This window comes from Streptomyces hilarionis (assembly GCF_024539675.1).
Classification (GTDB): domain Bacteria; phylum Actinomycetota; class Actinomycetes; order Streptomycetales; family Streptomycetaceae; genus Streptomyces; species Streptomyces hilarionis.
Genome location: NZ_JAHHIT010000146.1, coordinates 1 through 22,973, shown reverse-complemented (window position 1 = coordinate 22,973; position 22,973 = coordinate 1). Strand labels below are relative to the sequence as shown.

Here is a 22,973-nt window from a genome sequence, read left to right as displayed (position 1 = left end):
CCGCCGGCCCCCTCGCCCCCCACGCCGTCCCCGGCGTCGGCGGCGCCCCGGCCGTCTTCCGCGTCGTCCCCCGCCGTCGCCGCGGCCCGTTCCTCGAACCCGGCCAAGGAGCACAGCAGTTGTGGTCCAAAGCCGTTCACCTCCATGGCGCTGTTCACCGCGTGCAGGTCGTTGACCAGCGCCGACAGCTCGTCGGGTGCTCGGTGCGAGACGAGCCAGGAGTAGCCGAAGTCGTCCCGCACGAGCCGTACCGGCGGGCCGGTGCGCTCGGTGTCCGCGTCGAGGAGCGCCTGGACCTCGCGGTGCGTCTGCTCGAACGCCGAGCCCTCGACGGTGGCGAAACACACGGCGCCCTGCCCGGTAGGGGTGAACCGGGTCGCCGCCTCCAGCGTCACCGCCGCCGACGGCAGCGCGAACAGCTGGTCGAGGTCCGGCACGACCGGCCTGGTCCGGCCGAGCAGGATGTCCAGCAGCCCCATCCCGTTCAGCCGGCCTTCCCGGGCGCGGCCGCCTCGCCCAGTTCGGCGGAGATCCGCCCCAGCTGGTCGAGGCGCTGCTCCAGGCTCGGGTGGGTCGAGAAGACGCGCTCGATGCCGGGCTCCCTTCCGGTGGCCGGGGTGAAGTAGAAGGCGTTGAACGCCTGCGCGGTGCGCAGGTCCTTGGTCGGGATGCGGGCGATGTCGCCGGACACCTTGGCCAGTGCCGACGCCAGCGCCGAGGGCCGTCCGGTGAGCAGCGCGGCGGCACGGTCGGCGGCCAGCTCCCGGTACCGCGACAGGGCCCTGATCAGCAGGAAGCTGAGCGCGTACACGGCGGCCGACACCCCCATGACGGCGGCGAAGACGGCGGCGGTGTTCTGGTCCCGGCGGCCGCCGCCGAACACCTGCGAGTAGAACGCGAACCGCACGATCAGCCCCGCGATCACGCCCAGGAACGAGGCGACGGTGATCACGGCGACGTCCTTGTGCGCCACGTGCGACAGCTCGTGGGCGAGCACGCCCTCCAGCTCGGACGGATCCAGCCGGCGCAGCAGCCCCGTCGTCACGCACACCACGGCGTTCTGCGGATTGCGTCCGGTGGCGAACGCGTTGGGCATGTCCATCGCCGACACCGCGACGACCGGCTTCGGCATGTCCGACAGGGCGCACAGCCGGTCCACGACGGCGTGCAGCTCGGGATACTCCTCGCGCTCCACCACCCGCCCGCGCATCGCGAACAGGGCGATCCGGTCGGAGAACCAGAACTGGGCGACGAACATCGCGGCGATCAGCGCCACGACCAGCAGCCAGGACTTCAGCAACACGATCAGCGCGACGACGAACGCCACGTACAGCAGTCCGAGCAGGAACATGGTGACCGTCATCCGCACGGTCAGCCCACGGTCGCTCCGGAAACGACTCCGCATCTGCACCACCCCGCAGTCAGGCACTCGTCCCACCGCCCATTGTGCGCCCGCGCCCGCCATGGACGGGCCCCGATACGTCCTTCGGGAAGCAAAGGAATGCCGTCAGAAGTTGGAGATCACGCTGGTGATGACCTGGTCGATCGTCTCCGCCTTCTTGGCGTCGTAGTACTTCCCGCCGCCGTCCTTCGCGATCTCCTTGAGCGCGCTGCTGCCCTGCTTGTCCTTGGGGTCGGCCTCACTGCCGTAGGCGATGGTGAAGATGCGGATCCGCTGCTGGGACGGGTCCTTGATCTCCCGCTCCAGCGCCGCGTCGGACAGGCTGTCGCCGTCCTCGTTGAACCCGTCGGTGAGCAGCACGATCGCGTTGATGGCCCGGGGATCGTAGTGGGCCCGCATGGCCTTGAGCGCGGCGTCGAGGGTGTCGTTCAGACCGGTCGCGCCCTCCGCCGTCAGGTTCTCGACGTTGGCGGTCAGCAGCTCCGCGCGGGTGCTCCCCGCCAGCCGCGCCCGGTACGGGCCGAGCGGCACCAGTTCCCTGTAGTCGTTCTCGCCGCCGAGGGTGAAGGCGTCGGAGAACTTCCACAGGCCGACCCGGTCGGCGGCGGTGAACTCGCCGAACAGCCTCGAATCGGCCTGCTTCAGGCGCTTCAGCTTGGAGTCGCCGGTGCCCGGGATCACCTTGTTCATCGACTCCGACGTGTCGATGAGGATGCAGACGTTGGCGCGCCGGCGCAGGCCGGGCCAGATCTGTAGCAGACGGGCCAGGACCGTGCCCTCGGGCATCGGCATGCGGGTGAACTGCGCCTCGGGGATGCCGTTGGCCTCGGTGAGCAGCGTGGAGCCCGCGGGGATCGCGCCCGTGTGGGTGCGGAACCCGTAGGGGGCGAACTGCGCCTTGTACACGGCCGGGCTCTGCAGGTACCGCAGGAAGTCGTCGGCGACCGCCTTGCGGGCGGAGTCCATCCCGTTCAGCTCGATGTACGGGTGGTCGGAGAACGGGACTCCGTCCTTGGGGTGGAACGAGACCAGCGGGGTGTCCGGCGGGGTGGTCCTGCGGCAGTCCTTGTCCGCGCTGAGCGCGCCGCAGGGGTAGCCCGCGTTGTAGGCCGCCACGCTGCTCTCCTCCAGGGTGACGGCGGAGATGTACGACATGGCCTTCTGGGGGCTGCTCCGGTCCGCCTCGCGGAGGTTGGCCAGGAACGTCAGGGTGGTGTCGCCGTAGTGGACGGCGGCCTGCTCGATGCTCCGGACGAACGCCTGGTTGCCGGGGTTCTCGATGTGCGGGACGCCCAGTTCGCCGCTGGTGCCCGTCTTGGCGTAGAACGCGGCGACGGTCGCGTTGAGCCCCGACGTGGAGTACTTGGGGTTGGTCTTGCCGAGCTTGAACGAACCCCATTCCGGCTTCTTGCGAGCCGCCCAGAAGCCGTCGGCGTGCTGCGCCCACTGGGCCAGCTGCCGCCAGGTGAAGCGGGTCTCGGGCCAGTTCAGGACGTCGGCCATGGGCTTGGGCATGGCGACGGTCAGCGGGCTCTGCACGACGGACTGCGCCCGGGCGGGGAACTGCTTCGCGTTCGCCCCCCGGGCGCCGGCCCTCGCCAGCGAGAGCCAGGTGCTCCCGGCGGGCGCCCACACGTCCGGCCGGGTCCCGTCGGACTCGCTCCAGCCGTCGACCAGGGCGCGCATCGCCTCGCCCGAGTTGCGCTCCTCCACCTTCACCGCCAGGCAGGAGCCTCCCGCGGCCCGGTTGCCGTACGCCTGGGCCGCCCGCCGCATGGGCTCCGACTTGTCGGCGGAGGCGGCGACGACCAGGGGTGCGGTGTCCGTCCGCGCACAGGCCGCGAGGGTGGGAACGACGGGTGCGGAGGTCGGCCTGTCGTCGTCGGAACCGGTCGCGCCGCTTCCGCACGACTGGAGGACGATCCCGAGCGTGACCGCCCCCGCGGCGACCGGGAGCCAGGCGAGCTTCGCCCGTCCCCTGAGGCGGCCGGAGCGCGGTCCCGTCCCCGCCGGCCGACGCCGGGGCCCCTTCCCGCCGCCCCCGCCCTTGCCGCCGCCCCCGCCGATTCCGTCGCCTGCGCCCCCGCGCCGGGTGGGGACGCCGGCGCCCGGTAAGCGGCCCCCCGACCGGAGGAAGCGGCTCCACCGGACCGGGGACGGCGGCGTTGCGCCGGCCCCGTCGGGCTGGTGCTCGACCAGGACGGCGACGGCCACCTCGGCGGCGTGGGCGGCCGCCCGCTGCTGGCCGCCGCCGGCGTCGGCGGCGCCCTTCGCGCCGTCCGCACGATCGCTGATCCCGCGGATGACCAGGGCCTCCGTGCGGTGCCGCTGCGCCGCCTTGCAGAAGCCGAAGCCCTCCATCTCCAGGGCGGCGGCATCCTGGTAGGTGGTCCGGAGCCGGTGGCGGATGTCGCCGGACTCGGCGTCGAGCACGACGTCGCCCGAGGCGATCGGCTTGAAGTGGCACCTGGCGCCGACCTGGGCGTACAGGGCCGTCTGCTCCAGCGCGTGCGAGGTGTCCACCGCGTCGGGACGCGCGCCGCGGCCCTCGGCCGTCACCTTGGCGCCGTGGATCTCGTACACCTTGGTGGCGACCACGACGTCGCCGGGCGGGATGTCCTCCTTGAGGCTGCCGGCTATCCCGACGAGGAGCGCGACATCCGGCCGTAGCACCTCCAGGAGGCCGTGCGTGCCGAGGGCCGCCACGACATTCGTCATGCCCACCTGGGCCAGATGCACCGTCCACGAGGCATGGGCGCCGCCCAGCGCGAACGTCTGCACGATGATGGTGCCGACCCTGCGCTGGCCCAGGGACCGGGCCCCGACGGCCCCGAGACGCTCCCGCAACGGGAAGAACTCCACGGGGAGCGCTGTCACGACGACGGCGGTACGCGCAGGGCGGGCTGTGGTCACCGGGCCAACCGTTCTCGATGCCGCCGTGGATACCGACGGTGAGCGAAGGGCCACAAAAATAGCACCGCGCGGCCGACAACCCCGGCGGTATCGGGCATCACCTTGCGGTCTAGTACGGCGCCCGGAAGCGCACGTACCCCAGCAGCACGATCAACCCCGCCACGCACCCCAGCACCAGCGCCGTCGACAGCCACGACGAGCGCCGGGGGGCCACCGGAGTGGGGTCGCCCCGGAAAGGCACTGGCCGAGGGGGGTTCTCCTTCCACCGGGCGGCCAGCATCCTGGCCCGCGCCGAGGGTTCCCTGTGCGCTGCGGCGTCGGCCCACTTGAGGTCGAACTCCCGCTCCGTGTCGTCCTGTTCGGGCATCCCCGTGTCTCCCCGTCACCCGTCGTCGAACAGCAGTGCCCCGCACCTTACGACGACGCCCCCGTCCTCAGAAACAGGACGGGGGCGTCGCTCGTCGCATCCCTGGACGGGAAGCTCTCACAGAGGGCAGGGCACTGCCGGTTCAGCAGATCCGCTCCCCGAGGCCGGGAGGGGCCGAGTGACCGGGCAGGCGGAGTGGGGGCCGGGCCCGAGGACCCACCGCCGTCGGCGACCGATGCCGGCGCCCCCGGAACGGGCCGTCGGCCGTGCCCTTCCGGTGAGGAAGGGCACGGCCGACGGTCCACACAGGGCCCAGGGGAGCGGATGCCCGCTCTGACCTGGGGCGATATCACACGTCGAAGTACAGCTCGAACTCGTGCGGGTGCGGGCGCAGCTGGAGCGGGGCGATCTCGTGGGTGCGCTTGTAGTCGATCCACGTCTCGATCAGGTCGGGCGTGAAGACGTCGCCGGCGAGCAGGAACTCGTGGTCCGCCTCGAGGCGGTCGAGGACGGCCGGGAGCGAGGTCGGGACCTGCGCGACGCCCGCGTGCTCCTCGGGGGCCAGCTCGTAGAGGTCCTTGTCGATCGGCTCGGCCGGCTCGATCTTGTTCTTGATGCCGTCCAGGCCCGCGAGCAGCAGGGCGGAGAACGCCAGGTACGGGTTGCCGGAGGCGTCGGGCGCGCGGAACTCGACGCGCTTGGCCTTCGGGTTGGAGCCCGTGATCGGGATGCGCATGGCCGCGGAGCGGTTGCGCTGCGAGTACACCAGGTTGACCGGCGCCTCGAAGCCCGGCACCAGGCGGTGGTAGGAGTTCACCGTCGGGTTGGTGAAGGCCAGCAGCGACGGGGCGTGCTTGAGGATGCCGCCGATGTAGTAGCGGGCCGTGTCCGACAGGCCCGCGTAGCCGGCCTCGTCGTAGAACAGCGGGGAGCCGCCGGTCCACAGCGACTGGTGGACGTGCATGCCCGAGCCGTTGTCGCCGAAGATCGGCTTCGGCATGAAGGTCGCGGTCTTGCCGTTGCGCCAGGCGACGTTCTTCACGATGTACTTGAAGAGCTGGAGGTCGTCGGCCGCGGCGAGCAGCGTGTTGAACTTGTAGTTGATCTCGGCCTGGCCGGCGGTGCCCACCTCGTGGTGCTGGCGCTCGACCTGGAGGCCGGACGCGGCCAGCTCCAGGGAGATCTCCGCACGCAGGTCGGCGAAGTGGTCGACCGGCGGGGTCGGGAAGTAGCCGCCCTTGTAGCGGACCTTGTAACCGCGGTTGTCCTCGAGCGCACCGGTGTTCCAGGCGCCGGCCTCGGAGTCGATGTGGTAGAAGGACTCGTTCGCGGACGTCTGGAAACGCACACTGTCGAAGACGTAGAACTCGGCCTCGGGGCCGAAGTACGCGGTGTCGGCGATACCGGTCGACGCCAGGTAGGCCTCCGCCTTCTTCGCCACGTTGCGCGGGTCACGGGAGTACTGCTCGCCCGTGATCGGGTCGTGGATGAAGAAGTTGATGTTCAGCGTCTTGTCGCGGCGGAACGGGTCCACGCGCGAGGTCGACAGGTCGGCGCGCAGCGCCATGTCGGACTCGTGGATGGCCTGGAAGCCACGGATCGACGAGCCGTCGAAGGCGAGCTCCTCGTCCGGGTCGAACGCCTCGACGGGCAGCGTGAAGTGCTGCATGACGCCCGGCAGGTCGCAGAAGCGGACGTCGACGAACTTGACCTCCTCGTCCGCGATGAACTTCTTGGCCTCGTCGGCGTTCTGGAACATCCAGCTCCTCCTACTCCCGGCCGTCGAGCCGGGGTGGTAGTTCGTTCGTGCGGCCAGTGCGGTGGCACACGCTGTCGTCGACCCTAGGGACGGCTGATTTCTCGGGCGTGACCCGTTTGTTTCGCACAAGTTAACCGGACCCTGCCCGGTGTACCCCACCTGTCCGTATCGCGAAACGGGCGCAGTACCGTGGACGCGTGGACAACAGGGATGCAATCGGCTCGTGGCTCTCGGGCCCCCGAGCGGCCGCCGAGGACGCCGGTGTCGACTTCGGATACCGGGGCGAACAGCTCGGACTGCCGCAGGAGGGACCGGGCTCGATCGCCCGCCCCGGCCGGCGGCTGGGCGCGCTCGCCGTGGACTGGGGCCTCAGCGTGCTGATCGCATACAGCTTGATCACCGACGGCTACCGGCCCGCGACGAGCAACTGGGCGCTGCTGGTGTTCCTGGTGATGAGCCTGCTGACGGTGGGCACCATCGGCTTCACCCCGGGCAAGCGCCTGTTCCGGCTGCGGGTGGTCGCGGTCGACACCGGCGCCGTCAGCCCCGCGCGCTCCGCCGTGCGCACGGTCCTGCTCTGCCTGGCCGTGCCGGCCCTGGTCTGGGACCGCGACGGCCGAGGCCTGCACGACCGGCTGGCCCGGACGGTCGAAGTCCGGACCTGAGCGCCGTCGGTCCGCCGGCCCTGACGTCCGCCCACGCCGGCCTTGACGTCCGCCCACGCAGGCGCGTCCCGCCCGTGCGGCGTGGCGTGACCCGGCGGCCCGCGCGCCGCGCCCGTACGACGACGAAGGGGCGCCCGGAGCGATCCGGGCGCCCCTTCGGGACGTGAGGGGAAAGACGGGTCAGCGGGACTTGCCGCCGCCGCCCTTCGGCAGGCGCATGCCCTTGGGCATCGGACCCTTCGGCAACGGCATGTTGCTCATGAGGTCGCCCAGCGCGCGCAGCCGGTCGTTGGTCGCGGTGACCTGCGGGCCGGCCAGGACGCGGGGGTACTTCAGCATGGTGGTGCGCAGCTTCTTCAGCTCGACCTGGCCCTCGCCGGTACCGACGATCACGTCGTGCACGGGGACGTCCGCGACGATGCGGTTCATCTTCTTCTTCTCGGCGGCCAGGAGGCTCTTCACCCGGTTCGGGTTGCCCTCGGCGACCAGGACGATGCCGGCCTTGCCGACGGCCCGGTGCACCACGTCCTGGCTGCGGTTCATCGCCACGGCGGGGGTGGTCGTCCAGCCCCGGCCGATGTTGTCGAGGACGGCCGCGGCCGCGCCGGGCTGGCCCTCCATCTGACCGAAGGCGGCCCGCTCGGCCCGGCGTCCGAACACGATCGCCGTCGCCAGGAAGGCGAGCAGGAGACCGAGGATGCCCAGGTAGACCGGGTGGTCGATCAGGAAGCCGATCGCGAGAAAGACGCCGAAGGTGAGGAGGAAGACACCCGCGAGAACAAAACCGATCGTCTTGTCGGCCTTGCGGGTCATCTTGAACGTCAGGGCGATCTGCTTCAGTCGCCCGGGGTTAGCGGCGTCCGCCGCGCTGTCACTTCTCGCCATGCCACGAAGTCTACGTGGCCCGCGAAGCGCCTACGACGGCAGGAGGGGAGGTGTGGGGAGGGGGTGGGTCAGGGACGGACGGAGGTGACCGCTTCGAGGACGCGCTGCGCCTCGACCCGGTCCTTGGCGCGACGGCGGTCCTCCAGGACGGAGGTCCAGGCGTTGCGTCGGGCGGTGCGCTGGCCGCTGCTCAGGAGCAGCGACTCGACGGCGCGCAGTGCGGTGCTGAAGGTCGGGATCGCGGTGGCGCGAACGGGCGCGGCCTGCATGACGGGTGTCCCCCTCGGACAAGGTTCGGGCACGGGGTGTACGGGGTGGTACGGGGTTGTCTGCACGTGACGTGATATCAGCGTCACTGTTTGGTGTTACCAGGGCGTGACCGACCGGTCAAACGCGAATGAAACCTTGATGCGGGGGGCCGAAACGCTGACGCGGCCCCGACGTGCGTCCTCATCTGCGGGGACGGTCGGGACCGCGTCGAATCGGTCACTACTGGCGAGTAGCTGCTTGTGCGCGAGTTCACACACTCGGCTTGCGGCCGTACGGCGCAAGTGAGGTGACGTCTCGTCAGACGGCCTGGCCGGCGACGAAGGAACCGCGCTTCTCGACGGCCATCCGGTAGAGGCGTCCGGCGCGGTAGGAGGACCGTACCAGCGGGCCCGACATCACGCCGGAGAAGCCGATCTGCTCGGCCTCCTCCTTGAGCTCGACGAACTCGTGCGGCTTCACCCAGCGCTCCACCGGGTGGTGGCGCACGGAGGGCCGCAGGTACTGCGTGATGGTGACCAGCTCGCAGCCCGCCTCGTGCAGCTGGCGCAGCGCCTCGCTCACCTCCTCGCGGGTCTCGCCCATGCCGAGGATCAGGTTGGACTTGGTGACCAGCCCGTAGTCGCGGGCCGCCGTGATGACGCCCAGCGAACGCTCGTACCGGAAGCCGGGGCGGATCCGCTTGAAGATCCGCGGGACGGTCTCGACGTTGTGCGCGAAGACCTCGGGCCGCGAGGAGAAGACCTCCGCCAGCTGCTCCGGGACGGCGTTGAAGTCGGGGGCGAGCAGCTCCACCTTGGTGCGCCCGGCCTCGCGCCCGGCGGTCTGCGCGTGGATCTGCCGGACGGTCTCGGCGTACAGCCACGCCCCGCCGTCCGCCAGGTCGTCGCGGGCGACGCCGGTGATCGTGGCGTAGTTCAGGTCCATCGTGACGACGGACTCGCCGACGCGCCGGGGCTCGTCACGGTCCAGCGCCTCGGGCTTGCCCGTGTCGATCTGGCAGAAGTCGCACCGCCGGGTGCACTGGTCGCCGCCGATGAGGAAGGTGGCCTCGCGGTCCTCCCAGCACTCGTAGATGTTCGGACAGCCGGCTTCCTGGCACACGGTGTGCAGCCCCTCGCTCTTCACGAGGTTCTGCATCTTCGTGTACTCGGGACCCATTTTCGCCCGGGTCTTGATCCACTCGGGCTTGCGCTCGATGGGGGTCTGGCTGTTGCGGACCTCCAGGCGCAGCATCTTGCGTCCGTCGGGTGCGACTGCGGACACGACCGGCTCCCTAGCGATTGATTCTTCGGCGTGCTCAAGCGTACGCCCGTGGATTTGAAAGTCCGGCGGCGGTGCCGACCGCGGTCAGGCCGGGGCCCGCTCGATCTCGCGCGGCTTCGGCTCGGCGTTCTCCAGGACGTCCGTCAGGTGCCGCTCCACGACGGGCAGCACCTCCTCGATCGTGACGTCCCGGCCCAGCTCGTTCGCCAGCGAGGCCACGCCCGCGTCGCGGATCCCGCACGGGATGATCCGGTCGAACCACTTGTTGTCCGGGTTCACGTTGAGCGCGAAGCCGTGCATCGTGACGCCCTTGGCCACGCGGATGCCGATCGCCGCGATCTTCCGGTCCTCGCGCCGCTGGCCGGCGTTGGAGGGGGCGTACTCCGGACCGTTGAGCCGCGGGTCGAACTCCTCGTCGGTGAGCCGGGGGTCGAAGTCCAGCGACAGCCCGCCGAGCGAGGGGCGCGTCTCCACCGGGTCGCCGAGCACCCACACACCGCTGCGGCCCTCGACCCGGGTGGTCTCCAGGCCGAACTCCGCGCAGGCCCGGATCAGGGCGTCCTCCAGACGCCGCACGTGCGCGACGACGTCCACCGGGCGGGGCAGCTTCAGGATCGGGTAGCCCACCAGCTGGCCGGGGCCGTGCCAGGTGATCTTGCCGCCGCGGTCCACGTCCACGACCGGGGTGCCGTCCAGCGGGCGCTCGTCGTCGGCGGTGCGGCGGCCGGCCGTGTAGACGGGCGGATGCTCCAGGAGCAGCACGGTGTCCGGGACCTCGTCGGCGAAGCGGGCCGCGTGCACGCGGCGCTGCTCGTCCCACGCCTCCCGGTAGTCGACGGCGTTCTCGCCGAACCCCATCCGGACGAACCGCAACTCGCTCACGGCAAGCGCCTCCCTGGAAAGTCGTCAGGCGCGTCCCGCGCCCAAGCCACTGTACGTCCGCGCGCTCCGCGTCAGCCCCATGGCCAATCCTCACACGATCGGATGAATGAATGCGGAGATTTGCGACCGTGTGCTCACTCTCCGCTACATTCGCGCCGTTCAGAGGCCAAAAGGGCTGATCACCGCATCAGCGCACTTCATCCGGGCACGTCACAGGCCCGGGAGGCAGGAGACCGCACCGCAGATGACGGAACGACCCGCGCAGCGCACTCCCAACCGCCAGCTCGCCGCGCTCATCGCCGAAGCGGGCTTCTCCAACGCGGGACTGGCCCGTCGCGTCGATCAGCTCGGCCTCGAGCACGGGCTGGACCTCAGATACGACAAGACGTCCGTCACCCGGTGGCTGCGGGGGCAGCAGCCCCGGGGCACCACCCCCGCCCTGATCGCCGAGGTCTTCACCCGACGGCTGGGCCGCCGCCTGACCGCCCAGGACCTCGGCCTGGACGCCTGCGCCCCCGTCTACGCGGGCCTGGAGTTCGCGGGCACCCCCGAGGAGGCCATCGACATCGTCGGCGGCCTGTGGCGCAAGGACTCCGGCAGCCATGCCGAACTCCGCAAGATCGCCTTCACCCCGGCGGGGCTCGTCGTGCCCAGCCGGGACTGGCTGATCGGGCGGCCCGACGACAAGGTCGCCCGCAGCGAGTCGCCGGCCCGCGTGCCCCTCCAGGGCCGTCCCGGCGGCAGGCCCCCCGTGCCCGCGCACCCCGGCGCGGCCCACCAGCCCGCCGCGCCCCAGCAGCATCCCCCGGCCCCGCAGTCCGCCGCGGCTCCCGCCCGCGCGGGAGCCGGGCCGACGGCCGTGCCCCGGCAGCGCGGCCAGGGCGGCGAGCGCGGACCCGGCCAGCGGGTCACCGGCGGCGACATCGCCGCGCTGCGCTCGGTCGGCGAACTCTTCCGCACCCTGGACGACAGGTACGGCGGCGGCCACGCCCGCCAGGCCCTCGTGCGGTACCTGGAGCACGAGTGCGAGCCGATGCTGCGCGGGACGTACGGGGAGCAGACCGGCCGCCGGCTCTTCGGCGCGGCCGCCGACCTGACCCGCCTCGCGGGGTGGACCTCCTTCGACATCGCCGCGCACGGCCTGGCCCAGCGCTACTTCGTCCAGGCTCTGCGGCTGTCCCAGGCGGCCGCGGACCGGGCGTACGGGTCGTTCGTGCTCGTCACCATGAGCCGCCAGGCCGTCTACCTGGGGCACGGGCGCGAGGCGGTGCAGCTCGCGCGGGTGGCCCAGCAGGGCGTCGGCTCGGGCGCCCCGCCCGTCGTCCAGGCGCTGCTGCACTCGGCGGAGGCACGCGGACACGGGGTGCTCGGCGAGGTCCGCGCCTCCACCGCGGCCCTCGTGCGCGCCGAACGGGCGCTGGAGGCGGCCAAGTCCGGCGACGAGGTGCCGCACTGGGCCCGCTTCTTCGACGAGGCGCAGCTGGCCGACGAGTTCGGGCACTGCCACCGCGACCTCCAGCAGTTCCGGGCGGCGGCGCAGCACGCGGAGCGCTCGCTCCAGCTGCGTCCCGCCGCCCACGCCCGCAGCAGGGTGTTCTGCCGGGTCGTCCTCGCCTCGGCCCGGCTGGGCCTCGGCGAACTCGACCAGGCGTGCCAGCTCGCGGCGGAGGCGGCCGGGCAGGCGGCCGAGATGAGGTCCGTGCGGGCGCTGGAGTACGTCCGGGACTTCGAGCGCAGGCTGGAGCCGTACAAGGACGCGGCCCCGGCGCGCGTCTACCGGGACAAGGTGGCGGCACTCGGCTGACGGCCGGCGGACGGCCCGTCCCGGGGGCGGCGCTCCCGGGACGGGCCGCTCACGCCGCCGCCCGCTCCTCGCGCGCCGTCGGGCGCGGGTCGGCCGCGTTCAGCGAACCGGCGGCGCCGAGGTCGGACACGATCGCCGAGGCGGCCCGGCGCGCCGAGTGCAGCGCGCCCTGGACGGTGCTGGTGTCCCGGTGGTCGCCGCACACGTACAGGCCCGCCAGCAGCCGTACCGCGCGCCGCAGGTCGTGCGGCGCCCGCATCGCCGGCACCGCCTCGGCCGTGTGGTGCACGGCCAGCGTCTCCCAGCGCGCGGTGGAGACGCCGTACAGCCGCGACAGATGCATGCGCACGGCGGTGTCGACGCCCGGCGGCGGCGTGCCGAGGACCGTGGACGAGATCAGTGTGCGGCCCCCGGGCGCCCGGCTCGGGTCGACCCGGCTCAGCACCGCGGTGTGCGCGACCGGGCCGCCCCGGTCGGCGTCCAGGAGCAGCGAGGCGCCGGTCGGGGGCGGCTCGTCCGTCGTGTGGTGGACGACCGTCACCGGGTGGAAGTCCGGTACGCGCAGCCCCGGCAGCAGTTCGGCCGCGGTGCGCGCGTCGGTGGCCACCAGGACGGCGCGGCAGCGGAACTCGCCGTGCTCGGCGGTCGTCACCGAGGTCGTGGAGACCCCGGTGACCCGCACCCCCGTGTGCACGGCGCCGGCCGGCAGCGTCCGGGCGAGCAGCTCCGGCAGGACCTCGGCCCCGCCCTCCGGCACAGCCAGCCGGCCGGCCGCGAAGGCGCGCAGCGCGAGGTCCGCGCAGCGGCTGGAGGTGGTGAGGTCCGGATCGCACAGCAGGGCGGCGAGCAGCGGACGCAGAAAGCCGTCGACGGTGCGGGCGGGCAGACCGCGGGCCGCGAGCGCCTGCCCGGCGGGCGACTCGGGGCGGCGCAGCAGCCGGTCGACCGGGGTGACGGCGAGCCGGGTGAGCGCGGCCCCGAGCCGGGCCTGGTCCACGGCGCTGCCCAGCGGCGCGCCCGCCCGGACCCTTGGCGGGGCCGCCGGACGGCCCTGCGCGGGCAGGGAGCCGCCGGCGCGCGGCCGGGGCAGCCCGCCCGGTCGCGGAGTGCTCGCCAGGGCGCGTACGGCATGGAGTGCGCCCCGTGCGCTCCCCGCGCCCACCTGCGCGCCGGCGCGATGACGGCGTCCGTCGCTGTGCAGCAGGACCCCTGGCGCGAACGGACGCAGCACGAGCGCGTCGAGCCCCGGTGGGGAGGCCAGTTCGGGATACGCCGTGGACAGCAGCTGCCCGATGCGGTCGAGCCGGAACCCGTCGATCTTCTCCGTCGACATGCGGCCGCCCACGTAAGGGGCGGCCTCCAGGACCGCGGTCGTTATTCCTGCGCTGGTCAGCCGGTGCGCGGCGGAGAGGCCGGCGACCCCGGCCCCCACCACGACGACGTCTGCCTGGTACGCGGGCTCAAGCACGTGCCCCTCCTCGAGGTTGCGCGGCGGCTGGAGACGTCATGCCCCCAACAGCCGTCCCGGATACCCGAGTTCGGGTCGAGGTTAGGGCTGTGATCGGTCAGGAACAGTCGCGCATGGACAGGGCACGGTCGCACAGCGGTCGCATGCGGTCACGAGGAGGATCAGGCGGCTCGGATCGCGTCCTCGATCCCGGGAAACGCGAAGACGAACCCCGACTCCAGCAGCCGCTTCGGCACCACCCGCGCACTGCCCAGCACGTCCCCGGCCATCTCGCCCAGGACCGTGCGCAGCACCCGGGCCGGCACCGGGAACAGCGTCGGCCGGTGCAGCACCCGCCCCATCGCCTCGGTGATCTCCCGGTTGGTCAGCGGCTGGGGCGCGGTCAGGTTGAAGGGCCCCGACAGGTCGTCGCGGTCGATGAGATGCCGGATCGCCGCCACCTCGTCGTGCAGGGCGATGAACGACCAGTACTGCCGGCCGTCGCCCATCCGCCCGCCCAGCCCGGCGGTGAACAGCGGGAACAGCTTGCCCCAGGCCCCGCCGCCACGGGCCACCACCAGGCCGGTGCGGGGGAGGACCGTGCGCACGCCCGCCTCCCGCGCCGGCGCCGCCGCCGCCTCCCACTCCACGCACAGCTCCGGCAGGAAGCCGCTGCCGGCGGGCGAGCCCTCGTCCACGACCCGCTCGCCCGTCTCGCCGTAGAAGCCCATCGCGCTGCCGTTGACGAAGACCCGCGGCGGCGCGTCGAGCGAGGCGACGGCCTTCGCCAGCGCGGCCGTGCCGTGCACCCGGCTGTCGTGGATCCGCCGCTTGTACGCCTCGCTCCAGCGCCGCTCCCCGACCCCTGCCCCGGCCAGGTTGACCACGACGTCGCACCCGGCGAGCCCGGCCGCGTCCACCCGCCCCTGCTCCGGGTCCCAGCGGACCTCGTCCGCCCCCCGGGGCGCGTGGCGCACCAGACGCCGCACCTCGTGGCCGTCCGAGGTCAGAGAGCGCACCAGGGCGCTGCCGATCAGACCGGACGCGCCGGCCACCGCGATTCGCGTACGTTCCATGCGCTCATCCTGCCCGCGCAACGGAGAAAACCTCCGTTCACCCACCGGCCGCCCGCACTAGGGTGACCGCCATGCCCGAGCCGTCCGCCCCCCTCGCCCAGCCCGACCTGCGCATACGCGCCGCACTGCCCGCCGACGACGATGTGCTCTCCGCCGTCGACCGGGCCACCTGGTCCACCCTGCACGCGGTGATGCCGCGGCCCGAGCCGCCCTACGGCGCCTTCTTCGACGAGCGGCACGCCCCCGAGGACCACCTGGTCGCCGAACTGGACGGCCGCGTCGTCGGGTACCTCCGGCTGGTCCGGTCCACCCCGCTCGCCTGCAACGCGCACGTCCGGCAGATCCAGGGGCTCGCCGTCCTGGACGAGGCCCGCGGCAGAGGCGTCGCACGGGCGCTGCTGCGCGCCGCGGCCGAGGAGACCCGCCGGCAGGGCGCCCGCCGGCTCACCCTGCGCGTCCTCGGCCACAACGCCCCCGCGCGCGGGCTCTACGCGTCCGAGGGGTTCGCGGTCGAGGGGGTGCTCCCCGGGGAGTTCCTGCTCGACGGGAAGTACGTGGACGACGTCTTCATGGGCCGGTCGGTCTGACCTCGCCGCGCGCGGCTCAGGAGGTCGTCAGACTGCCCGTGTCGACCGCGCGGGTCGCCGTGGCCGCCCGCTCGGCGTCGTCGGCGACCTCGGCCGCGGTCAGCACGTACCCGGTCTCGTCGTCGGAGGTGGAGCGCGCGAAGACCACGCCGTAGACCCGGCCCGTCGTGGTCAGCAGCGGGCCGCCGGAGTTGCCCGGGCGCACCGTGGAGCGGATCGAGTAGATCTCGCGGGTGACGATCCCGTCGTTGTAGATGTTCCGGCCGGTCGCCTTCACCCGGCCCGCGACCGTGGCCGCCTGGAGGTCGAGGTCGCCGTCCTGGGGATAGCCGGCGACCACCGCGGAGTCGCCGCGCGAGGCGGCGTCGTCGAATCGCAGGACCGGCGCCCGCAGCTCCGGCACGTACAGCACCGCCACGTCCCGGTCCGGGTCGAAGAGCACCACGCGCGCGGGGTACGACCGCCCCACGCCGCCGATCCGCACGGTCGGGCGGTCGATGCCCGCCACCACGTGCGCGTTGGTCATCACGTGCTCGCCCGCGTAGACGAAACCGCTGCCCTCGCGGCCCTGGTCGCCCGAGGAGCCCTCGATCTTCACCGTGCTCCGTTTGGCCGCCTCCGTCGCGAGCGCCGTCACGCTGTCGCCGGTGGGCTTGGCGACCTCGGCCGTCGACTCGTTCTCGAAGGGGTTGAAGACCTGCGGGAAACCCGCCTGGGTCAGCGCCGACGTGGCCCGCGAGAACCAGTTCGGCGTGGTGTCCGGCATGGCGTCCTGCACGGCCCCCAGCAGCCGGGAGTCCCGTATCGACGACGTGACCACCGGCGACGAGGACGCGCCCAGCACGCTCGCCGCCACCCAGGCCACCACCAGCACCGCGACCGTGTTGGCCGCCGCCCCGCCGACGCCGTCGGCCACCCGCAGCGGCCCCCGGTCCAGCTCGCGCCGCAACCGCAGCCCCAGCCGGCCCGCCAGTTCGTGCCCCACCACCGCGGGGACCAGGACCGCGAACACCGCCGTCACCGTCGCCGCCGTGGTCCCCGGCGTCACCAGGTCCATCAGCCATGGCAGGACCCACACGCCGATCACCGCCCCGCCGACGAACCCGGCCAGCGAGACGCAGCCGGCCACCAGCCCCCGCCGGTAGCCGGACGCGGCGTAGGCCAGGATCACCAGCGCCAGCAGGATGTCGAGCAGGTCCACGAGGCCCCCCTTCTCTCGGATCCCCTAGTACGTGCGGGAAGCGCGCAGTGATCAGTACCCGCCGTCCACGCGCGCGTGATCGCGGACACCCGCCACACGCGCGTGCACCCCGTAAAACGGCGTGCACCGGGAGGATGGTTCCACCAGGTGGCACAGCACACATCGCGGACGGACCGGAACAGGCCGACAGTGGAGCCATGTGTGCCCTCCGACCGGCATCCCGCGCCGCGCGCGCCCGGCGCGGACGGCGCCCGGCGCGCATACCGGGCCCGGTCCTCGTGCTGCTGGGCTGCCTGCCGGGCCTCGCCGCCCTGGCCGCGCTGGGCCTGTGCGCGGGCGGCGTCGAGCACGCCGCCCGCCCCGCGCCGTCCGCGCGCACGGCCGACGCGCGCGCCGCCACCGCGCACCGGGCGGCCCGGCCGCCCATCGTGCCCCGCTCCGCCTGGCTGGACGCCCTCGCCCGCCACGCCCAGCCGCCCCCGCGCTACGACGACAAGGTCGTCGCCGTCTTCGTCCACCACACCGACTCGCCCAACGGCTACGACTGCGCCGACGCGCCCCGCATCATCCGCTACCTGTACGCCGGCCAGACCGGCGCCCGGGACTGGGACGACATCGGCTACAACTTCCTCGTCGACCGTTGCGGCACCATCTACGAGGGCCGCGCGGGCGGCGTCGACCGTCCCGTCACGGGGGCCCACACCCAGGGCTTCAACCACCGCACGGCCGGCATCGCCGCGCTCGGCACGTTCACGGCCGGCATCCCGGTCCCGCAGGCGATGGTGGACTCGATCGCCGCCCTGACCGCCTGGAAGCTCGGCCTCGCCGGGGTCGACCCGCGGGCGCAGGCCCGCCTCACCTCCAGCAACAGCCACAGCCGGTACGCCGCCGGCGCCACGGCCGTCTTCCCCGCCCTGGCCGGCCACCGTGACGCCTACATGACCAGCTGCCCCGGCGCCGCCCTCGCCGCGCGTCTCCCGGAGATCCGCCGGGCGGCGGCGCGCATCCAGGGCAGGACGGCCGCACGGGCACTCACAGGAACGCCTTAGGCGCCGTTCAGGGTGTTCCCATCCCCGGGTCCTACGGTCGTGCACACCACGAACCGACCGGAGGCGGGGAACATGAACGGCAGCCGTGAGCAGTCCCCTCGGTCCACCTCCCGCACCGAGCCCACCGAGCCCACCGAGCCGGCCGCACCGGGGGCCGGGCGGGGCGTCGGGCGGGGCGTCGGCCGGGCCCTCGCGGCCCGCGGGCCCTGGACCGTCCTGTGCGCCGTCGCCGCGGTCGTCCTCGGCCCCGCCGCGGCCACCGCGTCGGCCCTGGAGCAGGCCAACGAGGCGCCGCTGCACCACGCGGTGCGGACGGACCGGGCCCAGGCGTACCCCCCGGCGGACAGCACCCGCCGCAGGCCCGCGTGAGCGCCGTTGCGCGCCCGCCCGGGCACGACCCCGAGGCGCGGGGGACGTCCCGGACCGTCATCTCCTGACGGAGGTCATTCCTTGAAGCGCTGCCACAGACGCGGATACCGCTCGGCCAGCGCCGACTCGTTCTCGAAGTCGACGGGCGTGCCCTCGGGCTCGGGGGGCGGGGGAGCGATGCCGAGATCCGGGGCGACGTTCCCGGTGAGCTGCTCGTAGGCCTCGTCCGCCGCGTACCCCAGCTCCTCGCCGTCGCCGTCGATCTCCTCGTCGAAGTCGTCCAGCAGGTCGGCCAGCGCGTCGGGGTCGCCGTGCAGGGCGCCCTCGAAGACCTCGCGGCCCTGCCCGATGAGCCAGCACCGGAAGAAGTCGAAGGCGTCGTCGCTCGCCCCGTCCAGCAGCAGCCACGCCGCGCCCCACAGGTCCCAGCGGTAGGCGCGGTGGTAGCGGGACTCGAAATGCCGGGCGAAGTCGAGCACGGACTCCGGGTCCAGCCCCAGCAGCCGCTCCACGAGCACGTCGGCCTGCTCCTCGGGATCGCCCTCGGCGGCCTCGCGGGAGGCGTCCACCAGCTCCCAGAACTCCGTCTCGTCCATCACGCGTCCAGCATCGTGCCTGACCGTGCGGGACGCACCCGGAGTGCCGCGGATTCTCACCGCGGCCGATACAACTCCGCCATGCGGGCCGCGTCCTCGGCGAATCGTTTCCGCAGAGACTCCGGCGAGATCACCTCGGCCTCCGCCCCCAGGGCCCTGAGCTGGGCGTACGCCACGTCCTGCGACTCGGCGCCCAGCGTGACCGTCACCCTCCCCCGGGCGTCCGGATCCCCGGCCGCCGCCAACGCGTCCCTGGCAGCCACCGGGTCCACGGCGTGCGGCAGCGCGCGCACGCCCGCCTCCGACAGCCGCACGACCACCTCGGTCCGCAGGATCGACCGCGCGAAGCGCTCGGTCTGCCCGGCCCAGAAAGCGGGGAGATCGAACTCCTCGTCCCGGCCGAAACGATCCCCCAGGGCCTCGGCGTCGACGAACCGGTCGATCCGGTACGTCCGCGGCGCCCCGCCGCCGTCGCCCCGCACCCGGGCGCACAGGTACCAGACCCCCGCCTTCAGCACGAGCCCGTACGGCTCCAGCTCTCGTTCCACCTCCGCCTCCCCGCGCCGGTAGCGGGCCCGCAGACACCGGTCGTCCCACACCGCCTCCGCGATCAGCGGCAGCAGCGCCGGCGCCCGAGGCTCCCGGAACCAGGCGGGGGCGTCCAGATGGAACCGCTGCGCCGCCGCCCGCGGGGCGTCCCGCAGGGACGGCAGCAGCGCCGCCGAGACCTTCAGCCGCGCGGCAGAGGCGACGTCCGCCAGCCCCATCTCGCGCAGCGCCTGCGGCACCCCGCTGAGGAACAGCGCCTCCGCCTCGCCGCGCCCCAGCCCCGTCAGCCCGGTCCGGTACCCGCCGACGAGCCGGTACCCGCCCGCCCGGCCCCGCTCCGCGTACACCGGCACACCGGCCTCCGACAGCGCCTGCGCGTCCCGCGTGACCGTGCGCTCCGACACCTCCAGTTCCCGCGCCAGCTCGGCGGCGGTCATGGCGGGCCGGGACTGCAGGAGGAGCACCATCTTGATGAGCCGGGCAGCACGCATGCGCCCATGATGCCGGGCCCCACCGACAACGCCCCGGGCCTCACACACCCGGCCCGGAACCGTCGCCCCGAGCGGGCGCACGGAGGTTTGCCTGCGGTGGGCCGGGGTCCTCCGGGGTGGGCGGCGGCTGTGGTCGGCGGGGGTGCGGCGGGCCGTCGTCGGCCGGGTGGGGAGCTGCTGTCGTTCGCCGGTGCGGCGGGCCGTCGTCGGCCAGGGTGCGGAGCGGACTGCGCAGGGTGGTGTGGGGTGGCGCGTGGCGGGTCGTCGTCGGGGGACGGCGAAGGGGGTACGGCCTCGGGCCGTACCCCCTTCGTGTCGCGCCGCGACGGTCCGGCCGCTACAGGCCGTACCGCTCGCGGGCCTCCTTCACCGCCGTCGCCTTGACCTCGCCGCGTCGGGCGAGCTGGGCCAGGGCGGCCACGACGACCGACTCCGCGTCCACGCCGAAGTGGCGGCGGGCCGCCTCGCGGGTGTCGGACAGACCGAAGCCGTCCGCGCCCAGCGAGGACCAGTCCTGCTCGACCCACTGCGCGATCTGGTCCGGGACCTGGCGCATGTAGTCGGAGACCGCGAGCACCGGGCCCTCGGCGCCCTGTAGCGCCCGGCGGACGTACGGCGTCCGCTCCTCGCCGCGCAGCAGGGCCGCGTCGGCCTCCAGCGCGTCGCGGCGCAGCTCGGTCCAGGAGGTCGCGGACCACACGTCGGCGGCCACCCCCCACTCCTCGGCGAGCAGCTTCTGCGCCTTCAGCGTCCAGTGGATCGCCGTGCCCGAGGCCAGCAGCTGGATGCGCGGGGCGTTGGCCGCCGCGACCTCCACGCCGGCCGACTCGGCCGTGTTGAAGCGGTACAGGCCCTTGAGGATGCCCTCGTCGACGCCGGGCGCGGACGGCTTGGCCGGCTGCGGCATCGGCTCGTTGTAGACCGTCAGGTAGTAGAAGACGTTCTGGTCCTCGCCCGGGGCCGCCTCGCCGTACATCCGGCGCAGACCGTCCTTGACGATCGCCGCGATCTCGTAGGCGAACGCCGGGTCGTAGCTGAGCGCGGCCGGGTTGGTCGCGGCGATGACCGGGGAGTGGCCGTCGGCGTGCTGGAGGCCCTCGCCCGTCAGGGTCGTGCGGCCGGCCGTCGCGCCGACGAGGAAGCCGCGGCCGAGCTGGTCGCCGAGCTGCCACATCTGGTCGGCCGTGCGCTGCCAGCCGAACATGGAGTAGAAGATGTAGAACGGGATCATCGCCTCGCCGTGCGTCGCGTACGACGTCGATGCGGCGATGAAGTCGGCCATCGAACCGGCCTCGGTGATCCCCTCGTTGAGGATCTGGCCGTTCTCGGCCTCCTTGTAGTACATCAGCTGGTCGCGGTCGACCGGCTCGTACGTCTGGCCCTTGGGGGAGTAGATCCCGAGCGACGGGAACAGGCTCTCCATGCCGAAGGTGCGCGCCTCGTCGGGGACGATCGGCACCCAGCGCTTGCCGGTCTCCTTGTCGCGGACCAGGTCCTTGACCAGGCGGACGAAGGCCATCGTGGTCGCCACGTTCTGCGAGCCGGAGCCCTTGTCGAACGAGGCGAACGTCTTGTCGGCCGGGGCCGGCAGCGGCGCGAGGGCGTGCGTGCGGCGGGCCGGGGCCGGGCCGCCGAGGGCCGCGCGGCGCTCCTGGAGGTAGCGGACCTCGGGGGAGTCGGCGCCCGGGTGTCCGTAGGGGACGACCCCGTCGACGAACTGCGCGTCGGAGATCGGCAGCTCCAGCAGGTCGCGCATCGCCTTGAACTCGTCCACCGAGAGCTTCTTCATCTGGTGGTTGGCGTTCTTCGACGCGAAGCCCTCGCCGAGGGTGTGGCCCTTGACCGTCTGGGCCAGGATCACCGTCGGGGCGCCCTTGAACTCCACGGCCGCCTTGTAGGCCGCGTAGACCTTGCCGGCCTCGTGGCCGCCGCGGGAGAGGTGGAAGCACTCGAGGATCTTGTCGTCGCTCAGCAGCTTCGCCATCTCGGCGAGCGCCGGGTCCTTGCCGAAGAAGTCCTGGCGGATGTAGGCCGCGTCCCGCGTCTGGTACGTCTGCACCTGGGCGTCGGGCACCTCGCGCAGCCGGCGTACCAGCGCGCCCGTGGTGTCGAGCTGGAACAGCTCGTCCCAGGCCGTGCCCCACAGCGTCTTGATCACGTTCCAGCCGGCGCCGCGGAACTGGGCCTCCAGCTCCTGCACGATCTTGAAGTTGGCGCGGACCGGGCCGTCGAGGCGCTGGAGGTTGCAGTTGATGACGAAGGTCAGGTTGTCCAGACCCTCGCGGGAGGCGAGGGCGAGTGCCGCCGTCGACTCCGGCTCGTCCATCTCGCCGTCGCCGAGGAACGCCCACACGTGGGAGGCGGAGACGTCCTTGACGGCGCGGTTGGTGAGGTACCGGTTGAAGCGCGCCTGGTAGATGGCGGAGAGCGGACCGAGTCCCATGGAGACGGTCGGGAACTCCCACAGCCAGGGCAGCCGCCGCGGGTGCGGGTAGGACGGCAGGCCCTCGCCGCCCGACTCCTGGCGGAAGTTGTCCAGGTGCCGCTCGGTCAGCCGGCCGTCGAGGAAGGCGCGGGCGTAGATGCCGGGGGAGGCGTGGCCCTGGATGTAGAGCTGGTCGCCCGAGCCGTCGGCCTCCTTGCCCCGGAAGAAGTGGTTGAAGCCGGTCTCGTAGAGCCAGGCCGCGGAGGCGAAGGTGGCGATGTGGCCGCCGACGCCGTGCTTGGCGCCGCGGGTCACCATGGCGGCCGCGTTCCAGCGGTTCCACGCGGTGATCTTCCGCTCCATCTCCGGGTCGCCGGGCGCGGAGGGCTCCGCGGCGGTCGGGATGGTGTTGACGTAGTCGGTCTCGAGCAGCTTGGGCAGCGCGATGCCGTTGCCCTCGGCCCGCTCCAGCGTGCGGCGCATCAGGTACGCGGCACGGTGCGGCCCGGCCGCCTTGGCGACCGCGTCCAGGGAGGCCTGCCATTCGGCGGTCTCCTCCGGATCCCGGTCGGGGAGCTGGTCGAGCGCGCTCGGCTGGATGGCGTTGGGGTCGGTCATGTCGCCGCCTTCCTCAGTCGAAGGGGGTTCCCTCATCGGTAAGGGTTCGGGGGTGCCCTTGGGTCTTGGCAGGACAGGGCACGAGGGCTCGCCGCGGCGTCGTTGTACGACTCCGCGGAGCGGCCCGTCGGTGACTGTAACTCCCTGATCGATGATCGATCAAAGGATCCATGGGAAAAAACTCTCGATTACGAGAAAGTAGGCACGCGGTGCCTTTCGGACGGACACCCCGTGCCGCGGTTTCGCCTTGTTTTCGCAGGTGAGCGTCGGTCCGCTCGGCTGTGCCGGGCCGGTTCCGGAAGGGCCGGGAGGGGCGCGGGACGGGGCCGGGGAGGAGCTTCGGAGGGGCGTGGAG

General features: G+C 72.9%; 20 protein-coding genes. 5 read left to right on the top strand and 15 right to left on the bottom strand.

Annotation, left to right across the window (positions count from 1 at the left end):
- From pspAB to glnA, 5 genes are all read right to left on the bottom strand, one after another.
- Positions 1 to 479: PspA-associated protein PspAB (gene pspAB / locus KMS84_RS29775; RefSeq protein ID WP_256919575.1), on the bottom strand; the 479-nt coding region annotated here is incomplete at its 3' end.
- A 5-nt stretch (positions 480 to 484) separates the two neighbouring features.
- Positions 485 to 1,405 (bottom strand): zinc metalloprotease HtpX, encoded by a 921-nt coding sequence (htpX, locus tag KMS84_RS29770; protein WP_256919574.1) that lies wholly within the window; start codon positions 1,403 to 1,405, stop codon positions 485 to 487.
- Between the two features lie 102 nt (positions 1,406 to 1,507).
- On the bottom strand, positions 1,508 to 4,279 hold the full coding sequence (locus tag KMS84_RS29765; protein WP_256919573.1) for a phosphorylase family protein: 2,772 nt from the start codon (positions 4,277 to 4,279) through the stop codon (positions 1,508 to 1,510).
- Between the two features lie 145 nt (positions 4,280 to 4,424).
- Positions 4,425 to 4,682 carry an SCO2583/SCO2584 N-terminal domain-containing protein gene (locus KMS84_RS29760; protein ID WP_256919572.1) on the bottom strand — a complete coding sequence of 86 codons (258 nt, stop codon included), beginning with the start codon at positions 4,680 to 4,682 and terminating at the stop codon, positions 4,425 to 4,427.
- 349 nt (positions 4,683 to 5,031) lie between these two features.
- Positions 5,032 to 6,441 carry a type I glutamate--ammonia ligase gene (glnA, locus tag KMS84_RS29755; protein WP_256919571.1) on the bottom strand — a complete coding sequence of 470 codons (1,410 nt, stop codon included), beginning with the start codon at positions 6,439 to 6,441 and terminating at the stop codon, positions 5,032 to 5,034.
- 197 nt (positions 6,442 to 6,638) lie between these two features.
- On the opposite strand from glnA, the gene KMS84_RS29750 reads away from it, so the two are divergent.
- Positions 6,639 to 7,106 carry an RDD family protein gene (locus tag KMS84_RS29750; protein WP_256919570.1) on the top strand — a complete coding sequence of 156 codons (468 nt, stop codon included), beginning with the start codon at positions 6,639 to 6,641 and terminating at the stop codon, positions 7,104 to 7,106.
- A gap of 180 nt (positions 7,107 to 7,286) precedes the next feature.
- Here the strand turns inward: KMS84_RS29750 and KMS84_RS29745 are convergent, their stop codons facing one another.
- The 4 genes from KMS84_RS29745 to lipB form a co-directional block, all read right to left on the bottom strand.
- Positions 7,287 to 7,991 carry a DUF4191 domain-containing protein gene (locus KMS84_RS29745; RefSeq protein WP_256919569.1) on the bottom strand — a complete coding sequence of 235 codons (705 nt, stop codon included), beginning with the start codon at positions 7,989 to 7,991 and terminating at the stop codon, positions 7,287 to 7,289.
- 68 nt (positions 7,992 to 8,059) lie between these two features.
- Positions 8,060 to 8,260 carry an SCO2195 family GlnR-regulated protein gene (locus KMS84_RS29740; protein ID WP_256907311.1) on the bottom strand — a complete coding sequence of 67 codons (201 nt, stop codon included), beginning with the start codon at positions 8,258 to 8,260 and terminating at the stop codon, positions 8,060 to 8,062.
- A gap of 298 nt (positions 8,261 to 8,558) precedes the next feature.
- Complete coding sequence (lipA, locus tag KMS84_RS29735; protein ID WP_256919568.1) at positions 8,559 to 9,524, bottom strand: lipoyl synthase; 966 nt, start codon at positions 9,522 to 9,524, stop codon at positions 8,559 to 8,561.
- Positions 9,525 to 9,608: 84 nt separating this feature from the next.
- Positions 9,609 to 10,406 carry a lipoyl(octanoyl) transferase LipB gene (lipB, locus tag KMS84_RS29730; RefSeq protein ID WP_256919567.1) on the bottom strand — a complete coding sequence of 266 codons (798 nt, stop codon included), beginning with the start codon at positions 10,404 to 10,406 and terminating at the stop codon, positions 9,609 to 9,611.
- 244 nt (positions 10,407 to 10,650) lie between these two features.
- Between lipB and KMS84_RS29725 the strand changes: the two genes are divergently transcribed.
- Entirely contained in the window at positions 10,651 to 12,210 is a 1,560-nt protein-coding gene (locus KMS84_RS29725) for an NsdA family TPR-like regulatory protein (protein ID WP_256919566.1), read from the top strand.
- 49 nt (positions 12,211 to 12,259) lie between these two features.
- Here KMS84_RS29725 and KMS84_RS29720 read toward each other — a convergent pair whose 3' ends face one another.
- The gene (locus tag KMS84_RS29720) at positions 12,260 to 13,678 is read right to left on the bottom strand and encodes an NAD(P)/FAD-dependent oxidoreductase (protein WP_256919565.1); all 1,419 of its coding nucleotides are present in this window, start codon (positions 13,676 to 13,678) and stop codon (positions 12,260 to 12,262) included.
- Between the two features lie 161 nt (positions 13,679 to 13,839).
- Positions 13,840 to 14,733, bottom strand: a complete 894-nt coding sequence (locus KMS84_RS29715) for a TIGR01777 family oxidoreductase (RefSeq protein WP_256919564.1) — start codon at positions 14,731 to 14,733, stop codon at positions 13,840 to 13,842.
- A gap of 71 nt (positions 14,734 to 14,804) precedes the next feature.
- Here KMS84_RS29715 and KMS84_RS29710 point away from each other — a divergent pair, with 71 nt between their 5' ends.
- Positions 14,805 to 15,320, top strand: a complete 516-nt coding sequence (locus tag KMS84_RS29710) for a GNAT family N-acetyltransferase (RefSeq protein WP_256919563.1) — start codon at positions 14,805 to 14,807, stop codon at positions 15,318 to 15,320.
- A 16-nt stretch (positions 15,321 to 15,336) separates the two neighbouring features.
- Here KMS84_RS29710 and KMS84_RS29705 read toward each other — a convergent pair whose 3' ends face one another.
- A complete protein-coding gene (locus KMS84_RS29705) occupies positions 15,337 to 16,521 on the bottom strand; it encodes a MarP family serine protease (protein WP_256919562.1) in 1,185 nt (394 codons plus the stop codon).
- A gap of 197 nt (positions 16,522 to 16,718) precedes the next feature.
- On the opposite strand from KMS84_RS29705, the gene KMS84_RS29700 reads away from it, so the two are divergent.
- Both KMS84_RS29700 and KMS84_RS29695 read left to right on the top strand, forming a co-directional pair.
- Complete coding sequence (locus KMS84_RS29700; RefSeq protein WP_256919561.1) at positions 16,719 to 17,570, top strand: peptidoglycan recognition protein family protein; 852 nt, start codon at positions 16,719 to 16,721, stop codon at positions 17,568 to 17,570.
- Positions 17,571 to 17,642: 72 nt separating this feature from the next.
- Entirely contained in the window at positions 17,643 to 17,939 is a 297-nt protein-coding gene (locus tag KMS84_RS29695) for a hypothetical protein (protein WP_256919577.1), read from the top strand.
- Positions 17,940 to 18,013: 74 nt separating this feature from the next.
- Here KMS84_RS29695 and KMS84_RS29690 read toward each other — a convergent pair whose 3' ends face one another.
- The 3 genes from KMS84_RS29690 to aceE form a co-directional block, all read right to left on the bottom strand.
- Positions 18,014 to 18,535: a DUF4240 domain-containing protein gene (locus KMS84_RS29690; protein ID WP_256919576.1), complete on the bottom strand. Its 522-nt coding sequence runs from the start codon at positions 18,533 to 18,535 to the stop codon at positions 18,014 to 18,016.
- Positions 18,536 to 18,591: 56 nt separating this feature from the next.
- Positions 18,592 to 19,575 (bottom strand): helix-turn-helix transcriptional regulator, encoded by a 984-nt coding sequence (locus KMS84_RS29685; RefSeq protein ID WP_256919560.1) that lies wholly within the window; start codon positions 19,573 to 19,575, stop codon positions 18,592 to 18,594.
- 337 nt (positions 19,576 to 19,912) lie between these two features.
- Positions 19,913 to 22,618, bottom strand: a complete 2,706-nt coding sequence (aceE, locus tag KMS84_RS29680) for a pyruvate dehydrogenase (acetyl-transferring), homodimeric type (RefSeq protein WP_256919559.1) — start codon at positions 22,616 to 22,618, stop codon at positions 19,913 to 19,915.
- Between the last annotated feature and the right edge of the window lie 355 nt (positions 22,619 to 22,973).

Coding starts and splice junctions, on each gene's coding strand:
- htpX (WP_256919574.1), bottom strand. CDS start 1,405: ATGCGGAGTCGTTTCCGGAGCGACCGTGGGCTGACCGTGCGGATGACG.
- KMS84_RS29760 (WP_256919572.1), bottom strand. CDS start 4,682: ATGCCCGAACAGGACGACACGGAGCGGGAGTTCGACCTCAAGTGGGCC.
- glnA (WP_256919571.1), bottom strand. CDS start 6,441: ATGTTCCAGAACGCCGACGAGGCCAAGAAGTTCATCGCGGACGAGGAG.
- KMS84_RS29745 (WP_256919569.1), bottom strand. CDS start 7,991: ATGGCGAGAAGTGACAGCGCGGCGGACGCCGCTAACCCCGGGCGACTG.
- KMS84_RS29740 (WP_256907311.1), bottom strand. CDS start 8,260: ATGCAGGCCGCGCCCGTTCGCGCCACCGCGATCCCGACCTTCAGCACC.
- KMS84_RS29725 (WP_256919566.1), top strand. CDS start 10,651: ATGACGGAACGACCCGCGCAGCGCACTCCCAACCGCCAGCTCGCCGCG.
- KMS84_RS29715 (WP_256919564.1), bottom strand. CDS start 14,733: ATGGAACGTACGCGAATCGCGGTGGCCGGCGCGTCCGGTCTGATCGGC.
- KMS84_RS29710 (WP_256919563.1), top strand. CDS start 14,805: ATGCCCGAGCCGTCCGCCCCCCTCGCCCAGCCCGACCTGCGCATACGC.
- KMS84_RS29700 (WP_256919561.1), top strand. CDS start 16,719: ATGTGTGCCCTCCGACCGGCATCCCGCGCCGCGCGCGCCCGGCGCGGA.
- KMS84_RS29695 (WP_256919577.1), top strand. CDS start 17,643: ATGAACGGCAGCCGTGAGCAGTCCCCTCGGTCCACCTCCCGCACCGAG.
- KMS84_RS29690 (WP_256919576.1), bottom strand. CDS start 18,535: ATGGACGAGACGGAGTTCTGGGAGCTGGTGGACGCCTCCCGCGAGGCC.
- KMS84_RS29685 (WP_256919560.1), bottom strand. CDS start 19,575: ATGCGTGCTGCCCGGCTCATCAAGATGGTGCTCCTCCTGCAGTCCCGG.
- aceE (WP_256919559.1), bottom strand. CDS start 22,618: ATGACCGACCCCAACGCCATCCAGCCGAGCGCGCTCGACCAGCTCCCC.